We start from the raw sequence: 16605 nt of genomic DNA, 5'->3' as shown, positions 1-16605 counted from the left end.
CCATGTCCACCGAAGTCAAAGTCCCCGTTCTGCCCGAGTCCGTCTCCGACGCCACCATCGCCACCTGGCACAAGAAAGCCGGTGATGCGGTCAAGCGCGACGAGAACCTGGTCGACCTGGAAACCGACAAGGTCGTGCTGGAAGTGCCTTCGCCGGTCGATGGCGTGATCAAGGAACTCAAGTTCCAGAGCGGCGACACCGTGAACAGCCAGCAGGTGATCGCGGTCATCGAGGAAGGCGCTGTGGCTGCTGCCCCGGCTCCGGCACCGGCCGCTGCTGCGCCGGCTCCCGCCGCTCCTGCTCCTGCCGCACCGAAAGCTGCTGCCACGGGCGCCGCGGATCTGTCGCCGGCCGGCCTGCGCGTGGCCACCGAACAGAACATCGACCCGTCCAAGGTTGCCGGCACCGGCCGCGATGGCCGCGTGACCAAGGAAGATTTGGTGAACTACGGCAAGGGTGGCGCTGCCGCGCCGGCTCCCGCCGTGGCGCCGACACCAGGCTCTCGTCCGGAAGAGCGCGTGCCGATGACCCGCATCCGCGCCCGCATCGCCGAGCGCTTGATGCAGTCGAAGAACTCGATCGCGATGCTCACCTCGTTCAACGAAGTGAACCTTGCTGAAGTCAGCAGGATGCGCAAGACGTTGGGCGAGCAATTCGAAAAGGCCAACGGCGTGAAGCTCGGCTTCATGAGCTTCTTCGTGAAGGCAGCCACCGAAGCGCTGAAGCGTCATCCGGTCGTCAATGCCTCGGTCGATGGTAACGACATCGTCTATCACGGCTATCAGGACATCTCCATCGCCGTGTCCACCGACAAGGGTTTGGTGACACCGGTGCTGCGCGATGCGCAGACCATGAGCTTCGCCGACATCGAAAAGGGCATCGTCAATTACGCCAAGAAGGCGCGTGATGGCAAGCTCGGCCTGGACGACCTGCAGGGCGGCACCTTCACGATCACCAACGGTGGCACCTTCGGTTCGCTGCTGTCGACGCCGATCGTGAACCCGCCGCAAAGTGCGATTCTCGGCATGCACACCATCAAGGAGCGTGCGATCGTCGAGAACGGCCAAGTGATCGCCGCGCCGATGATGTACCTGGCGCTGAGCTACGACCACCGCATCATCGACGGTAAGGACGCGGTGTTGTTCCTGGTTGATATCAAGAACCAGTTGGAAAACCCGCAGCGCATGCTGCTTGGCATGTAATTGCCTGCTCCTGACTGGCGGGAGCGCGCGACGCGCTTCCGCCACGTCGAACTGGCCCCTTTCGAAATCCCTTACACGCCGCCATATACGGCACGATCCGCTCCCCAGGAACCTCCAATCATGAGCGACAAATTCGACGTTATCGTCATCGGTGCCGGTCCTGCCGGTTATGTGGCCGCGATTCGCGCCGCCCAGCTCGGCCTGAAGACCGCTTGCGTGGATGCCTTCGTTGGCAAAGATGGCAAGCAGGCGCTCGGCGGCACCTGCCTCAATGTGGGCTGCATTCCGTCCAAAGCGCTGCTGGATTCGTCCAAGCAGTACTTCAACCTCTCGCACAACCTCCCGGCGCACGGCATCAGTGTCGAGAATGCGAAGGTCGACATGGCCACCTTCATCGGCCGCAAGGACAAGATCGTCAAGCAATTCACCGGCGGTATTGGTCAGCTGTTCAAGGCCAACAAAGTCACGCCGTTCTTCGGCAAGGGCAAGTTGCTGAAAGGCAACAACGTCGAGATCACCGGCAACGACGGTAGCAAGCAGACCATCAGCGCCACCAACGTGATTCTCGCTTCCGGCTCGGTGCCGATCGAGTTGCCGTTCGCCAAGTTTGATGGCAAGAACATCATCGACAACGCCGGTGCGCTCGACATCAATGAAGTGCCGAAGCGTCTGGGCGTGATCGGTGCTGGCGTGATCGGTCTGGAGCTGGGCAGCGTATGGAATCGCCTGGGTTCGGAAGTGACGATCCTCGAAGCATTGCCGGATTTCCTGTCTGTCGCCGACGCTGACGTCGCCAAGATCGCTGCCAAGGAATTCGCCAAGCAGGGCTTGACCATCAAGCTCGGCGCCAAGCTGACCAAGGCCGAGGTCAAAAAGAACGAAGTCGCGCTGACCTATGAAGACAAGGACGGCTCGCACGAACTCACCGTGGACAAGCTGCTCGTTGCCGTGGGCCGTCGCGCCTACACCGAAGGCCTGCTGGCCGACGACACCGGCGTGAAGCTGGACGAGCGCGGACGCATTGTGGTCGACGAGCACAACCACACCGGCGTTGATGGTGTGTGGGCGATCGGTGACGCCGTGCGCGGCCCGATGCTGGCGCACAAGGGTTCAGAAGAAGGCGTGGCCGTGGCTGAGTGGATCGCTGGCAAGGCCGGCCATATCAACTACGACACCATTCCGTGGGTGATCTACACCGAGCCGGAAATCGCCTGGGCCGGCAAGACCGAGAAAGAACTGAAGGACGCCGGCATCCCCTACAAGATCGGCACCTTCCCGTTCGCCGCCATCGGCCGTGCCGTGGCGATGAACGAAGCCATTGGCCAGGTGAAGGTGATCGCCCACGCTGAAACTGATCGCCTGCTCGGCGTGCATATGGTCGGCCCGGGCGTGTCCGAGCTGATCGCCGAAGCCGTGGTGGCGATGGAGTTCAAGGGCTCCGCCGAAGATCTGGCCCGTATCGTCCACGCGCACCCGACCCTGTCGGAAGCCGTGCACGAAGCGGCACTCTCGGTCGACAAGCGCGCCATTCACAAGGGCAATTGAAGTCAGGATGACTTCGCCCCGGGCAGAGCGTGAATACGCGATGATCCGGAGTTCATAGGATCGACGGCCCGCTCGTGGCGACATGGGCGGGCCTGTTGTTTTCAGCTTCGGCGAAAACAACGCATCGATACAGTGCGTTTTTACTTCGTGACCTGATTGAGCGATCTCCACCATGCCTCTCCCAACCGCCCTTTGCGTCTACTGCGGCTCCAGCCCCGGCAAGCATCCCGAATACGAGGAAAGCGCACGCGCCTTCGGCACTGCCATGGCACACCGCGGTATTGCGCTGGTCTACGGCGGCGGCAAAGTAGGCCTGATGGGTACGGTTGCGGATGCGGTATTGGCCGCTGGCGGCAAAGTGATCGGCGTGATCCCGCGGCAATTGGTCGAACGCGAAGTGGCGCATGCCGGTCTGACCGAGATGCACGTGGTGGAGACCATGCATCAGCGCAAGACGCGCATGTATGAGCTATCCGATGCCTTCGTCGCCCTGCCCGGCGGTTTCGGCACCATGGACGAAATGTTCGAGATGCTGACTTGGGCGCAACTCGGTTTGCATAAATATCCCTGCGCATTTCTCAACGTGCGCGGCTACTACACGCAGCTGCGCCAGATGATGGATCACATGGTGAACGAAGCCTTCCTGCGCACGGAGCAGCGCGAGAGCATCTGGTTCGGCGATGATAAGGAGCAGCTGTTCGATTGGATGTCGCAGTACGAGGGTGGCCACACCCCGAAATGGATCGACAACAGCAGCGTCAAAGCCTGAGCGAGACCACTGCCATGACCGCACCCATCGATTTTCGCGCCTTCCGTATCCACAACGACGCTGCTGGCTATCGCGGCGGCATCGAAACCATGAACACGGAAGCGCTCAGCGCTGGCGAAGTGCTGGTGAAGGTCGCGTACTCGTCGGTGAATTACAAAGACGCGCTCGCCGGTACCGGTAAGGGAAAAATTCTTCGCCAGTATCCACTCAACGGCGGCATTGACGCGGCCGGCGTCGTGGTGGCCTCCACCGACCCGCACTTCAAGGAAGGCGACAACGTGCTGTGCACGGGCAGTGGTCTTTCGGAGACTCGCGACGGCGGTTATGGCGAATACATCCGCCTGGCTTCGTCGTGGACCATCCACCTGCCGCAAGGATTGAGTCTGCGCGAGAGCATGATCCTCGGCACCGCCGGTTTCACCGCTGCACTTGGCCTACTGCGCATGCAGGATAACCACCAGAAGCCTGCGCTGGGTCCTATCGCCGTTACCGGAGCCAGCGGCGGTGTCGGCATGCTGGCGATCGACATCTTCAGCCGCGCGGGTTACGAGGTGCACGCAATCAGTGGCAAGGCGGCCGAGTTCGATATGCTGCGCGATCTGGGCGCCAGCGAATGCATTGATCGCCACCAGCTCACCTTCAGCAGCAAACCGATGGACTCGGCCCGCTTCGGCGGTGCATTCGATAACGTCGGCGGCGCCATGCTCGCCGGACTGCTACCGTTGATCGTGCCCTACGGCAATATCGCCAACTGCGGCAACGCCGGCGGCATCGCGTTCGACAGCACGGTGATGCCGTTCATCATCCGCGGCGTCAGCCTGCTCGGCATCGCCTCTGCCGGCACCGCCCGCGACCAGCGCGACCAGGTATGGCAACATCTGGCCAGCGACTGGAAACCTCGCCATCTCGATCGGATCGCCACCCGGGAAGTCACGCTGGAGCAGCTTCCGGATGTTTTCGATCGTATGCTGGCGGGCGACTCGTTCGGCCGCACGCTTGTGCGCGTCGGCAACGTTTGACCCGGCCCGGCGCGTTTACACTGGGTGCGGCGCCGATCGAGCGCCACAGGTAGTTGAGAAAAAACCTGCTGAAGCAGACCATGGACGGGGGCTGCCGCCGATCTGGCACGTTACATGTCTGATCCGGCAGAACCGGGTTTGGACACGTGCCGAGTCCGGCAAGTTGAGGAAGTGCAGGTCAGCACTTATCTGACTTCCTGTTAGAATTCACGAAACAACAAGGGGATTCCCACCTTATGGCACGCATCCTGATTGTCGACGATTCGCCGTCGCAGCTTCTTGGTATCAAGCGCATCGTCGAGAAGCTTGGGCATGAGACGCTGACAGCCGAAGACGGAGCCGCCGGTGTCGATGTGGCAAAGCGCGAGAAGCCTGACCTGATCCTGATGGACGTGGTGATGCCGAACCTCAACGGCTTCCAGGCGACGCGCACGATCAGCAAAGATCCCGAAACGGCGGGCATTCCCATCGTGCTGGTCACCACCAAGGATCAGGAAACCGACAAGGTGTGGGGCATCCGCCAGGGTGCCAAAGCCTATGTCACCAAGCCAATCAAGGAAGAAGAACTGATCGCCGTACTGAAAGAACTGCTGACGGCCTGAAACGTCTCTTCTGCGCCTGGCAAAACGGCGCCTTGCGGCGCCGTTTGCATGTCCAGATCTAAATAAATTGCGGTCAATGTCGCGGGTCGTAGTGCGCGAACTGGGTACGCAGCGCTTCGTATGCCTCGCGTTGCGCTTCGTTCTCCGCCAAAGGTACGCGGATGGATATCTCCACCAGCTGATCGCCTGGCGTCGGTCCCGGCAAACCGCGTCCCTTCAGACGCAGCTTGCGTCCCGACTGTGAACCTGCAGGAATGCGCAGATCCACCGTACCCGCCAAGGTCGGCACTGGCACAGTCGCGCCCAGGGCAGCTTCCCACGGGCTGACCGGCAGCACATGCAGCACGTTGCGTCCGTCCAGCTTGAAGCGCGCATCGTCGCGAATACCCACTTCCAGCAGCAGGTCGCCATTCGGGCCACCCGCCGCACCAGGCTGCCCCTGGCCGCTCAGGCGGATGATCTTGCCGGGCTGAATGCCGGCGGGGATCTTCACCTCCAAGACCCGTTCCTTGCCGCTGCCGTCATCCAGGCTCAAGCGCGTACGGCCGCCGTCAAAGGCGGTTTGCAGGTCGATATCCACATGGGCCTGCACATCACGGCCACGGCGCGGCCGCGGAGCCCCTTGGCGGGCGCCTCCAGCGGCCCGGCCGAACAGGCTTTCGAAGAAGTCGCTGAAGTCGCCCTCGCCTGCCTCACCAAAGTCGTAGCCCTGGCCCTGCCCCCAGTTCGGCGGCGGCCGAAACTGTTCGCCGGGGCGATAGCCGCCTGCGCGCAGCTGATCGTAGGCACGGCGCTTCTCAGTGTCCCGCAGCACCTCATTGGCCTCGTTGATTGCCTTGAATTTCTCCTCGGCGCCAGCGTCCTTGTTCTTGTCCGGATGGTATTTGCGCGCCAGCTTGCGATAGGCCGTCTTGATGTCGGTCTCGCTGGCGTCGGGCTTCACGCCCAGAATGTCGTAATAGTCTTTGAATTCCACTGCCACTCCCCGGCATCGATCAAGGGATGCTCTGATAACACAAGCGGCCCGCCATGGATCATCGTCCGTGGCAGGCCACCTCCGCAACTTAGGGGTGCTCTGATCGATTCCACATACTGTGTGGACCGACATTTTGAGTTCAAAACGTTCAGAAGGCCCCTACGCTGCACCGCAATGGCTTGAACAAACGGCCAGCAGCTCCCGGCGCAGGCCACGCCACTAGTGCGAACAAACCCTAGATGGTTCCCAACCTGACGGTTTCAAGGCGACAGCGCACCCTCCAGAGCGTTAGCATGGCCAGCTATTCCCCGACGTTGCCTTTTCTTCAGCGAGCATATGGCCATCCAAATCGATTCTGTCGTACCGGATATTGAAGTGGCGGTCATCGATCGTGACGCCGATATCCAACGCATCCAAACCGCAGCACTCTTCACCGGACGCAAGGTCGTGCTGTTCGCGGTGTCCGGCGCTTTTACCCCAACCTGCTCGGAACGCCATCTGCCGGGTTACGTCAAACACTATAGTGACTTCAAGAATCAGGGCATCGACGTGTATTGCCTGGCCGTCAACGACCCTTTCGTGATGAAAGCCTGGGCCGCATCGCAGCATGTCCCCGCGGGACTTAAGCTGCTCGCAGATGGCAACGCAGCGTTTACCAAAGCATTGGGCTGGGAGATGGATGGCGCTGCCTATGGCATGGGTGTCCGCTCGCGGCGTGCGGCGTTGTATGCGGATGACAGCGTGGTCAAACAACTTTATGTTGAACACCCTGGCGAACTGCGTGTCACCACGGCAGAGGCGATATTGAACGCCGCCCCTTGGAGCGCCCTACAAAATTACAAGATATAGATCACGCCGCAGGCAAGACACTTCTCACAATAATGTGTTCGGGCGCTTAGAAGCGATCCGGTAAAAGCAAATGGACGTGCGCGTTGGTCAAAGCCCAACCGATGATAGATACAAGCGCATGCAGCGCAATGGCCGGGTCATTCATGGGAGGTTGTCATGAACGGTCATCGTTTAGCGAATGCACTTCTTGCCATGTTCTTGCTGGCGACGAGTGCCCACGCTACGTCATCGAGAGGTGCCATACATTTTTATGGCAGCGTGTACCTGCCGGCCTCAGCCTCCCGCATGCTCAGTGCCAAGACGCGCGCAGACACCGTTGACGCCACGTCTTCCGTGTCACTCACCGACGCGCAAAAAGCATTACACAGTGACCTACTCGAATATTTCGCCCACTATTCTGGCGCAAATGCCAAGCTATTCAGTGTGACCTACTTGTAAGTACTTTCGAGCGTTGAAACACGCCTTATTGAGCGTTCCATCGGCAGGATGTGCGCTCCGCTCCAACGCAAAAACAAAGCCCCGGTTAAACCGGGGCTTTGCATAACACACGACGTCAAACTCACTCGACGCTGGGCGAAGCATCCACCGGCTCACCCTGCTCGGGCGGCGTGGTGTCATCACCCACATCGGCTTCATCGCCGTTGCTTTCATCAGCATCCAGGCGAACCACGCTGACCAGTGACTCCTCGGCAGGCAGGCGAATGAGCGTCACGCCCTGCGTATTGCGGCCAAGCTGCGAGATCTCGGTAACACGCGTACGCACCAAGGTGCCCTGGTTGGAGATCAGCATCACTTCGTGTGCTTCCGTCACCTGCGCAGCAGCGACCAAAGCACCATTGCGCTCGGAGCATTGGATGCCGATCACGCCTTGCGTGCCGCGCCCCTTCTTCGGGAACTCGTCAAGCTGGGTGCGCTTACCGTAGCCGCGCTCAGTGGCGGTAAGGATGTCGCCCTCTGAGGCCACGATCAGCGAGACGACTTCGGCACCATCGGTGAGTTTCATGCCGCGCACGCCAGTGGCGGTACGGCCCATCGAACGCACTTCGCCTTCATCGAAGCGTACGACCTTACCGTTCGATGCGAACAGCAGCACGTCGGTGTTGCCATCGGTCAGTTCCACGCCGACCAGCGCATCGCCCTCGTCAAGATTGATGGCGATCTTGCCCTTCTGCAATTGGAAGGCAAATTCGGTAAGTGGTGTCTTCTTGACTGTGCCTTGTGCGGTAGCGAAGAACACAAAGCGGTCTTCGCTGTATTCGTGCACTGGCAACACCGCCTGCACCTTCTCGCCTTCACCCAACGGCAGCAGGTTCACCATCGGCTTGCCACGCGCGTTCGGGCCAGCCTCGGGCATCTGATAGACCTTCAGCCAGTAGACACGGCCGGTGCTGGTAAAGGTGAGCAGCGTATCGTGGGTGTTCACCACCCACAGCTGTTCGACAAAATCTTCTTCCTTCAGCGCGGAGGCCGAACGGCCCTTGCCGCCACGGCGTTGCGCGCGATAGATGTTGGCGGGTTGCCGCTTCACGTAACCGGCATGCGACAGCGTCACGACCACGTCTTCCGGCGCGATCAGGTCGAGGACGTTGAGATCTTCCTGCGAATGCTGGATCTCGGTGCGGCGCGCATCGCCGAACTCAGCCTTGATCACTTCCAGTTCTTCACGAATCACCGAGAGCAGGCGCACGGGGTCTTCTAGGATCTGGATCAACCCGCGGATGGTTTCGAGAATTTCGCGGTATTCGTCGGAAAGCTTTTCCTGCTCTAGGCCGGTCAGGCGGTGCAGGCGCATGGCCAGAATTTCCTGTGCCTGCGTGTCGGACAGCTGATAGCCATCGGCCTTCAGGCCGTCGCGCGGATCCATGTCTTCCGGACGCGAAGCTTCGGCACCAGCCGCGCCTAGCATGGCGCCCACCATGCCCGGCTCCCACTTGCGCGCCAGCATGCGCTCGCGTGCTTCCTGGGGCGAAGCGGAGTTCTTGATCAGCTCGATCATCTCGTCGATGTTGGCGAGCGCAACCGTCAGGCCTTCCAGGATATGTGCGCGGGCGCGCGCCTTACGCAGTTCGAAAATCGTGCGACGCGTTACCACCTCGCGGCGGTGGCGAATGAACGCTTCGAGGATTTCCTTGAGATTGAGCGTGCGCGGCTGACCATCGACCAGCGCAACCATGTTGATGCCGAAGGTCACCTGCAGCTGGGTCTGCTGGAACAGGTTGTTGAGCACCACATCGGCCATCGCGTCGCGGCGGATCTCGATGACGATGCGCATGCCGTCCTTGTCGGACTCATCGCGCAATTCAGAGATGCCTTCGAGGCGCTTTTCTTTCACCAGCTCGGCGATCTTTTCGATCAACCGCGCCTTGTTCACCTGATACGGCAGTTCGTGAACAAGGATCGTTTCGCGACCGTTGGATTCGGTTTCAATCTCGGTACGCGCGCGAACCAGAATGCGGCCGCGGCCGGTGCGGTAGGCTTCGACAATGCCCGCCGCGCCATTGATGATGCCGGCGGTCGGGAAATCCGGACCGGGCACGTGCTGCATCAACTCATCGACGCCGAGCGAGGGTTCGTCGATCAGCGCGATCGTCGCCGAAATCACCTCGTTGAGATTGTGCGGTGGCACGTTGGTGGCCATGCCCACGGCGATACCGGCCGAGCCGTTCACCAGCAGGTTCGGCACACGGGTGGGAAGCACCAGCGGCTCGTGCTCGCTTTCGTCGTAGTTCGGGCCGAAATCGACGGTTTCCTTATCGATATCCGCCATCAGTTCGTGCGTTAGGCGCGCCATGCGCACCTCGGTGTAACGCATGGCTGCGGCGTTGTCGCCGTCGACCGAACCGAAGTTACCTTGGCCGTCGACCAACATATAGCGCAGCGAGAACGGCTGAGCCATGCGCACAATCGCATCGTAGACGGAAGCATCGCCGTGCGGGTGGTATTTACCGATCACGTCACCGACAACGCGGGCGGATTTCTTGTAAGGCTTGTTCCAGGAGTTATTGAGTTCGTTCATCGCGAACAGTACACGGCGATGCACGGGCTTCAAACCATCACGAACGTCCGGGAGGGCGCGTCCCACGATCACGCTCATGGCGTAATCGAGGTAGCTCTGGCGCATTTCGTCTTCGATATTGACGCGGATGACTTCTTTGGCGAGCTCTGCCATCAATAGGCTTCCCTGGTAACGAATAAGAGCCCCGGAACAGCGCGCTTCGCGCACTTGTTTGCAGGGTCAGGCGGTAGCCCTGGAGTGTATCACAAAAGGCATTGGAAAGCGCTTATTTAAACCTTTCCAATCAATGAGTTACGAGCTTGTTTTGGCGCGTCTAAAAAGGAGCGTCCGAGCGCTCACGAAATTGACGAAAGCGGCGAAAAACGAGCCCACCCCGACGGCCAGCACCGGCCACTTGTGCCAGCTTGGAAACGCGATCAGGCAAGCCACATAAGCGGCGTAATTGATCGCCGCGCCACCGCTCATCAAGGCCATCCAGTGCAACCATTCGGCCGCCAGTGAACGACCACTCTGCCGCGCTGCAAAGGTCTGGCTACGGTTCCACCACCAAGTAACCGTCGCTGCGATCAGGAAGGAAATCACCCGCCCGTAGTACGGGTTGAAGTGCGCAAAGCTCACCAGCATCTGCACGATACCGGCGTCGACGACGAAGCCAATGGCACCGCCGACGGCAAACAGCATCACTTCGTGACGTAGTTTCATTCCGAGAACACTGCTCTCATGCATTCCGTGGTGGGATGCTCGATCACGCCGCGTTCGGTCACGATGGCATCGATCAGCGACGCAGGTGTTACGTCAAAGACCGGATTCCAGGCTTCTGCGCCTTCCACTACGGTGCGGCGTCCGGCAACGCTAAGCAATTCCGCTGCATCGCGCAGCTCGATCTCGATGTCGTCGCCGGATACGGTCGCCATGTCGACCGTTGACGACGGCGCCACGACCATGAACTTCACGCCATGATGGCGCGCAGCGATGGCCAGCTGATAGGTGCCGATCTTGTTCGCCGTATCGCCGTTGGCGGCAATGCGATCGGCGCCGACGATCACCCACTTCACCTCGCCTGCCTTCATCAAGTGCGAGGCCGCGGAGTCGGCAATCAGCTTGGCGGGAATGCCATCGCGGACCAGCTCCCACATGGTCAGGCGTGCGCCCTGCTGCCACGGACGGGTTTCGCCTGCATACACTTGATTAATGCGTCCCGCAGCGACACCCGCGCGAATCACGCCCAATGCCGTGCCATAGCCGGAGGTAGCCAACGAGCCGGTATTGCAATGGGTCATCACGCTGGAGCCCGGCACAATCAACGCTGCACCGAGTTCGCCCATATGACGATTGGCGGCGAGATCTTCGTCCTGGATCGCTTGCGCTTCACGCTCCAGCGCCGCGGTGTCCGCACCGGCTGCGATACGCGCCTTCATGCGGTCCAACGCCCACATCAGGTTCACCGCGGTGGGGCGCGCTGCACGCAATTGCGCCAGCGCCTGATCAAGCACCTCGCCCTGCTGCGCAGCGAGGACGACGCCCCAGGCGGCAGCAATACCGATGGCAGGTGCACCGCGCACGGCAAGATCCTTGATCGCCAGGGTCACTGCCGTAGCGTCGCGGCAATCCAGCCACTTTTCCTCGGCAGGTAACAAGCGCTGATCGAGCAGACGCAAATGATCGCCATGCCATTGCACGGCGCGAATGGTGTCGTGGATTTGCTTGGAAGAGGCGTTTGTCATCGGGCCATTCTATCAGGCTGGCAAGGCACGGTAGATCGTGGGTTGGGTTGCCGCGGACTCGATGTGAGCGTGACCCAGTAATCCCCGCACGCTCGGCAAAACAGTTGGATGAGTTGCGCGAACCCAACCTATTCCACGACCCCGACCTGGATCGATTGCTATCAGGTTCGGTCGCGCAGCCACTGGTGAATAGCTGGAGCGACTTCACGCTGTGCACGTCCCGACACGTAAATACCGATATGACCGCCCTTGAAGGCAAGCTCGGTGTAGTCGGTGGTACTGACATGACGTCCCAACGACCTGGATGCATCCGGCGGCACCAAATGATCCTGAGTGGCGTAGATGTTGAGGATGGGCTGAGAAACCATGCCCAAGTCGACCGGCTGCTTGCCAATCTGCAGATCACCCTTGATCAGCTTGTTCTCTTGGAAGAATTCCTTGATGAACTGGCGGAACGCTTCGCCGGCCTGATCGGGCGAATCGAAGATCCAGCGCTCCATGCGCAGGAAGTTCTTCAGTTCGTTGGGATTATCCAGAATGTCGACCATGCTGACGTACTTCTGTTGGTTCAAGCGCAAAGGCTTGAGCATCAGGTAGACCCAATTCATCAGCTCTGACGGGATATTACCCATCGTGTCGACGAACAGATCAACGTTCATGCTTTGCACCCACTGCGAGAGCATGTTGTCGGGCGTACGAAAATCCACCGGCGTCACCATGGTGATCAGGTTCTTCACCTTCTCCGGGTGCATGGCGGTGTAGCACAGCGAGAACGTGCCACCCTGACAAATGCCGAGCAGGTTGACCGCATCCATGTCATGACGCTTGCGAATCACGTCGATGCAGCGGTCAAGATAACCGTTGAGATAATCGTCCAGCGTCAGCCATCGGTCGGCGCCATCCGGGTAACCCCAGTCGATCAGATAGACATCTTCGCCCTGTGCCAGCAGATTGCGCACCAGCGAACGGTCGTCCTGCAGATCGGTCATCCAGACCGTATTCACCAGCGCATACACGATCAGCATCGGCACCTTGGCCGTGGGCTTGTTGCTGCCCTTCATGTGCCACAGGGTGAGCTTGTCTTCGCGGTAGACGGCCTCGCGCGGAGTGTTGGCGTATTCCTGCTCGCCCAAACCGCGGAGGTTTTGCATGCCAGCGGCCAGCTTGCGCTGGAAATTGGCCATTTCGTTGAAAATTTGCTGCGGGTCAATGTGCAACGGTGTCTGCATGATCGATCCTTACTTGCGCTTGCCCGAGGCGGAACGCGCAGCTTTGGCGCGCGGTGCTGCTGCACTGTCATCATCACCGGATTTGCGGGTGATGGGCCGTACCTTCGCGGCAACCTTGCTGGCTGCCAGCTCACGCTTTAGCTCAGCGATTTCGGCCTGCAATGCATCGACTTCAGAAGCATCCGCGTGCGACTCCTGATACCTGCTCGTCTGCAGCTCGCGCCGCAATTGCTGCACGCGCTGGCCAAGGCTGTCCACTTCGCTACGCGTCGGGATCCCCAGTTCGCGGCACATCTGCTCGGTTTGCTGTTGCTGCAGCTTGCGCACCTGCATCTGTGCATTGACCAGCGCACCGAAGACGTCGCGGAATTCGTCGGACAAAGCCATTTCCGAATACGCTTCTTCCATCGCGTCGACCCAGAGGTCGTACAGCGCCTTCATGGATTCGATCTGCTTGCCGGGCTCCGCGCGCTGCCCGAGCATTTCCTGCAATCGTGCAATACCTTTCGTGTTTACCTGCTGCAGCAACGCCTGATAGCGATTGGTGATCTGTAGATATTCGTGGATGGCCGCGGTCAGCGCTTGCTGGTCCAGCTGCATTTCTCGCGTGAGGCCAAAGGCCGGTAACGGCCCTGGCGCAGCTCCCATGCCGCCCATACCACCCATGCCGGCGCGCTGCATGGCCTGCAGCCAGGACTGCCATTGGTGATCCAGACCGAAGGCAGAGGCGCTGTCGATACCCGCCACTGTCTGTGCAAAGGGTTGATTGAATGCTGCAAGGAACGGCTGCATGGCTGCTGGCTGCTGCCAGTTGCCAAATTGTCCCAACCCAGCGGCACCGGCGGCTTGCTGCAGCCAGCTTCCATAAGCTTTGAGGCTGGAAAGGCTGCGGGTCAGCAGATCCTCGTTGGATGCGGCGGGACTGACGCCAAACTGCGGCTGTGCCCCAGATTGCTGCATATACCGCATCCATGCATCCCAGGATTGCTGCGCAAAAGCCTGGTAGTCCTTCAAGAAATCATTGACCTGGTCCGACATGCTTGCATCCTCGAGCCGAGTCGTGATCGTACCAAATCCCACCTTTCAAAAATGAAAACGCCCGGCTACAGAGGCCGGGCGTTTTCGATGATCAGGCTGTCAGAAAAACTCAGGCGCTGGCGCCTTCGTCCTCGGCGACGGCCTTCATGGACAGGCGAATACGGCCCTGCTTGTCCACTTCCAGCACCTTGACCTTGACGATATCGCCTTCCTTGAGCTTGTCGGAGACTTTCTCGACGCGCTCGTTGGAGATCTGCGACACGTGAACCAGACCGTCCTTGCCCGGCAGGATCGTCACGAAGGCACCGAAGTCCATCAGCTTGGCGACCTTGCCTTCGTAGATGCGACCCGGCTCGACATCGGAAACGATCTGATCGATACGCTTCTTCGCTTCGTCCGCCGCCAGGCGGTTGACCGAGGCGATGATCACGGTGCCGTCGTCGCTGATGTCGATGGTGGTGCCGGTTTCTTCAGTGATGGAGCGGATGGTGGCGCCACCCTTGCCGATCACTTCGCGGATCTTGTCCGGGTGGATCTTGATGGTGAGCAGGCGCGGTGCGTATTCGCTCATTTCCGAACGCGGCGTGCTGATCACCTTGGCCATTTCGCCCAGGATGTGCAGACGACCATGCTTGGCCTGCTCCAAGGCGATCTTCATGATCTCCTCGGTGATGCCCTCGATCTTGATGTCCATCTGCAGCGCGGAGATGCCATCGGCACTACCGGCCACCTTGAAGTCCATGTCGCCGAGGTGATCCTCGTCGCCCAGGATGTCCGACAGCACGACAAAGTCGCTGCCTTCCTTCACCAGGCCCATGGCGATACCCGCCACCGGTGCCTTCAGCGGCACACCGGCATCCATCATGGCCAGCGAGGAGCCGCACACCGACGCCATCGAGGAGGAGCCGTTCGATTCGGTGATTTCCGAAACCACGCGCAGCACGTACGGGAATTCTTCGATGCTCGGTTTGACGGCCTGCACACCGCGCTTGGCAAGGCGACCATGCCCGATCTCGCGGCGCTTCGGCGCACCGAAACGACCGGTTTCACCCACCGAGAACGGCGGGAAGTTGTAATGGAACAGGAACGCATCCTTCGACTCGCCTTCTGGCGCATCGATGATCTGCGCGTCACGCGTAGTGCCGAGGGTGGCCACGACCAGCGCCTGGGTTTCACCGCGGGTAAACAGTGCCGAACCGTGGGTACGCGGCAGCACGCCCACGCGCACGGAGATCGGGCGGATGTCGTCGAGCTTGCGGCCGTCGATACGGATCTTGGTCTTCAGCACGCCATCGCGCATGGTGCGGTATTCGATTTCGGCAAACGCGTTGCTGATATCGAGATCGCTCCAGCCGTGCGAAGCGGCGGTTTCGGCGATACCCGTCTTGATGTCGCTCTTCAGTGCGGAGATGGCGTCACGGCGCTCCAGCTTGTCGCGGATCGCGAAAGCCTTCTCCAGACGATCACCAAGGATGCCCTGGATGTCGTTGAACAGCGCATCGTTGCGCGTCGGAGCGGTCCATCCGAACGGCTTGCGGCCGGCTTCGGCGGCGAAGTCGTTGATGGCCTTGATCACCACCTGCATCTGCTGGTGACCGAACACCACCGCACCCAGCATCACTTCTTCGCTGAGCAGCTTGGCTTCGGATTCCACCATCAGCACGGCGTTGGCGGTGCCGGCGACAACCAGATCCAGATCGGACGTCTTGAGCTCCGAAACGGTCGGATTCAGCAGGTACTGGCCGTTGGCGTAACCAACGCGCGCGGCACCGATCGGGCCCTTGAACGGGATACCGGCCAGCGTCAGCGCAGCAGAGGCACCGATCATTGCAGCGATGTCACCGTCGATTTCCGGGTTCAGCGAAACGACCTGCGCGATGACCTGCACTTCGTTCTTGAACTCTTCCGGGAACAGCGGGCGCACCGGGCGATCGATCAGACGCGAGGTGAGCGTCTCCTTCTCGGTCGGGCGACCTTCACGCTTGAAGAAGCCGCCCGGAATACGACCGGCGGAGTAGAACTTCTCGACGTAGTCGACGGTGAGCGGGAAGAAATCCTGCCCATCTTTCGCCTTGGCCGCAGCCACCACGGAAACGAGCACGACGGTGCCGCCCATGCTGACCATGACGGCGCCCGAAGCCTGGCGGGCAATTTCGCCCGTCTCCAGTGTGACTTCGTGATTACCGTACTGGAATGACTTGGTTACTTTTGCCACTTGGTTTTGTCCTTAGGTCCGATCAGCGACGCAAGCCGAGGCGCTCGATCAGGCTCTGATAGCGAGCCAAGTCGTTTTTCTTCAAATAGCCGAGCAGGCTCTTGCGCTGATTGACCAATTTGAGCAAGCCCCGACGGGAATGGTGATCCTGCTTGTGGGTCTTGAAGTGATCGGTGAGGTGTTCGATGCGGGCGGAAAGCAGGGCAACCTGCACTTCCGGCGAACCGGTGTCGTTAGGCTTGCGGCCGAAGTCAGCAATGATCTTGCCGGACTGTTCTGCGGTGAGGGACATGAGTATCTCTTCCTATAAAAACGGGTGCGGAACTTGCGCAACCTCACCACCCGATGAGGTTGCGCAAGCTCCGACAGTTGGACAAACGTACTGAATCAAGAGGGTTATTGTAGCGACCCTGAGCGTATT

General features: G+C 60.2%; 15 protein-coding genes. 7 read left to right on the top strand and 8 right to left on the bottom strand.

Going from position 1 to position 16605, the window contains the following annotated elements; all coding sequences use genetic code 11:
• Nucleotides 1-2 precede the first annotated feature (2 nt).
• The 5 genes from odhB (at nucleotide 3) to pilH (ending at nucleotide 5137) form a co-directional block, all read left to right on the top strand.
• The gene (gene odhB / locus ISN74_RS07100) at nucleotides 3-1202 is read left to right on the top strand and encodes a 2-oxoglutarate dehydrogenase complex dihydrolipoyllysine-residue succinyltransferase (RefSeq protein ID WP_188798668.1); all 1200 of its coding nucleotides are present in this window, start codon (nucleotides 3-5) and stop codon (nucleotides 1200-1202) included.
• Between the two features lie 120 nt (nucleotides 1203-1322).
• The gene (gene lpdA / locus ISN74_RS07095; protein WP_188798667.1) at nucleotides 1323-2747 is read left to right on the top strand and encodes a dihydrolipoyl dehydrogenase; all 1425 of its coding nucleotides are present in this window, start codon (nucleotides 1323-1325) and stop codon (nucleotides 2745-2747) included.
• 172 nt (nucleotides 2748-2919) lie between these two features.
• Nucleotides 2920-3516, top strand: a complete 597-nt coding sequence (locus tag ISN74_RS07090) for an LOG family protein (protein ID WP_188798666.1) — start codon at nucleotides 2920-2922, stop codon at nucleotides 3514-3516.
• A 14-nt stretch (nucleotides 3517-3530) separates the two neighbouring features.
• The gene (locus ISN74_RS07085) at nucleotides 3531-4535 is read left to right on the top strand and encodes an oxidoreductase (RefSeq protein ID WP_188798665.1); all 1005 of its coding nucleotides are present in this window, start codon (nucleotides 3531-3533) and stop codon (nucleotides 4533-4535) included.
• 236 nt (nucleotides 4536-4771) lie between these two features.
• Nucleotides 4772-5137, top strand: a complete 366-nt coding sequence (pilH, locus tag ISN74_RS07080; RefSeq protein ID WP_188798664.1) for a twitching motility response regulator PilH — start codon at nucleotides 4772-4774, stop codon at nucleotides 5135-5137.
• A gap of 73 nt (nucleotides 5138-5210) precedes the next feature.
• Here pilH and ISN74_RS07075 read toward each other — a convergent pair whose 3' ends face one another.
• Nucleotides 5211-6113 (bottom strand): DnaJ C-terminal domain-containing protein, encoded by a 903-nt coding sequence (locus tag ISN74_RS07075; protein WP_188798663.1) that lies wholly within the window; start codon nucleotides 6111-6113, stop codon nucleotides 5211-5213.
• 336 nt (nucleotides 6114-6449) lie between these two features.
• Between ISN74_RS07075 and ISN74_RS07070 the strand changes: the two genes are divergently transcribed.
• Nucleotides 6450-6962 carry a peroxiredoxin gene (locus ISN74_RS07070; protein ID WP_188798662.1) on the top strand — a complete coding sequence of 171 codons (513 nt, stop codon included), beginning with the start codon at nucleotides 6450-6452 and terminating at the stop codon, nucleotides 6960-6962.
• A 156-nt stretch (nucleotides 6963-7118) separates the two neighbouring features.
• The gene (locus ISN74_RS07065) at nucleotides 7119-7400 is read left to right on the top strand and encodes a hypothetical protein (RefSeq protein WP_188798661.1); all 282 of its coding nucleotides are present in this window, start codon (nucleotides 7119-7121) and stop codon (nucleotides 7398-7400) included.
• A 121-nt stretch (nucleotides 7401-7521) separates the two neighbouring features.
• On the opposite strand, the gene gyrA is transcribed toward ISN74_RS07065, so the two are convergent.
• The 7 genes from gyrA to rpsO form a co-directional block, all read right to left on the bottom strand.
• Nucleotides 7522-10131, bottom strand: coding sequence for a DNA gyrase subunit A (gene gyrA / locus ISN74_RS07060; protein WP_188798660.1), 2610 nt, complete (start codon nucleotides 10129-10131; stop codon nucleotides 7522-7524).
• A gap of 138 nt (nucleotides 10132-10269) precedes the next feature.
• On the bottom strand, nucleotides 10270-10680 hold the full coding sequence (locus tag ISN74_RS07055) for a GtrA family protein (protein ID WP_188798659.1): 411 nt from the start codon (nucleotides 10678-10680) through the stop codon (nucleotides 10270-10272).
• Nucleotides 10677-11702 carry an S-methyl-5-thioribose-1-phosphate isomerase gene (gene mtnA, locus ISN74_RS07050; RefSeq protein ID WP_188798658.1) on the bottom strand — a complete coding sequence of 342 codons (1026 nt, stop codon included), beginning with the start codon at nucleotides 11700-11702 and terminating at the stop codon, nucleotides 10677-10679. Before mtnA ends, ISN74_RS07055 begins: the two co-directional genes overlap by 4 nt.
• A gap of 161 nt (nucleotides 11703-11863) precedes the next feature.
• Nucleotides 11864-12931: a class III poly(R)-hydroxyalkanoic acid synthase subunit PhaC gene (locus ISN74_RS07045; protein ID WP_188798657.1), complete on the bottom strand. Its 1068-nt coding sequence runs from the start codon at nucleotides 12929-12931 to the stop codon at nucleotides 11864-11866.
• A gap of 9 nt (nucleotides 12932-12940) precedes the next feature.
• Nucleotides 12941-13969: a poly(R)-hydroxyalkanoic acid synthase subunit PhaE gene (locus ISN74_RS07040; RefSeq protein WP_188798656.1), complete on the bottom strand. Its 1029-nt coding sequence runs from the start codon at nucleotides 13967-13969 to the stop codon at nucleotides 12941-12943.
• Between the two features lie 109 nt (nucleotides 13970-14078).
• Nucleotides 14079-16184: a polyribonucleotide nucleotidyltransferase gene (gene pnp, locus ISN74_RS07035; RefSeq protein WP_188798655.1), complete on the bottom strand. Its 2106-nt coding sequence runs from the start codon at nucleotides 16182-16184 to the stop codon at nucleotides 14079-14081.
• 22 nt (nucleotides 16185-16206) lie between these two features.
• On the bottom strand, nucleotides 16207-16476 hold the full coding sequence (gene rpsO, locus ISN74_RS07030) for a 30S ribosomal protein S15 (RefSeq protein ID WP_188798654.1): 270 nt from the start codon (nucleotides 16474-16476) through the stop codon (nucleotides 16207-16209).
• Nucleotides 16477-16605 lie beyond the last annotated feature (129 nt).

Source organism: Dyella caseinilytica (assembly GCF_016865235.1).
GTDB classification, from domain to species: Bacteria; Pseudomonadota; Gammaproteobacteria; order Xanthomonadales; family Rhodanobacteraceae; genus Dyella_B; species Dyella_B caseinilytica.
The sequence above is the reverse complement of the archived record's forward strand: the minus strand, read 5'-3'. Positions and strand labels throughout refer to the sequence as shown.

Coding starts and splice junctions, on each gene's coding strand:
- odhB (WP_188798668.1), top strand. CDS start 3: ATGTCCACCGAAGTCAAAGTCCCCGTTCTGCCCGAGTCCGTCTCCGAC.
- lpdA (WP_188798667.1), top strand. CDS start 1,323: ATGAGCGACAAATTCGACGTTATCGTCATCGGTGCCGGTCCTGCCGGT.
- ISN74_RS07090 (WP_188798666.1), top strand. CDS start 2,920: ATGCCTCTCCCAACCGCCCTTTGCGTCTACTGCGGCTCCAGCCCCGGC.
- ISN74_RS07085 (WP_188798665.1), top strand. CDS start 3,531: ATGACCGCACCCATCGATTTTCGCGCCTTCCGTATCCACAACGACGCT.
- pilH (WP_188798664.1), top strand. CDS start 4,772: ATGGCACGCATCCTGATTGTCGACGATTCGCCGTCGCAGCTTCTTGGT.
- ISN74_RS07070 (WP_188798662.1), top strand. CDS start 6,450: ATGGCCATCCAAATCGATTCTGTCGTACCGGATATTGAAGTGGCGGTC.
- ISN74_RS07065 (WP_188798661.1), top strand. CDS start 7,119: ATGAACGGTCATCGTTTAGCGAATGCACTTCTTGCCATGTTCTTGCTG.
- gyrA (WP_188798660.1), bottom strand. CDS start 10,131: ATGGCAGAGCTCGCCAAAGAAGTCATCCGCGTCAATATCGAAGACGAA.
- ISN74_RS07055 (WP_188798659.1), bottom strand. CDS start 10,680: ATGAAACTACGTCACGAAGTGATGCTGTTTGCCGTCGGCGGTGCCATT.
- mtnA (WP_188798658.1), bottom strand. CDS start 11,702: ATGACAAACGCCTCTTCCAAGCAAATCCACGACACCATTCGCGCCGTG.
- ISN74_RS07045 (WP_188798657.1), bottom strand. CDS start 12,931: ATGCAGACACCGTTGCACATTGACCCGCAGCAAATTTTCAACGAAATG.
- ISN74_RS07040 (WP_188798656.1), bottom strand. CDS start 13,969: ATGTCGGACCAGGTCAATGATTTCTTGAAGGACTACCAGGCTTTTGCG.
- rpsO (WP_188798654.1), bottom strand. CDS start 16,476: ATGTCCCTCACCGCAGAACAGTCCGGCAAGATCATTGCTGACTTCGGC.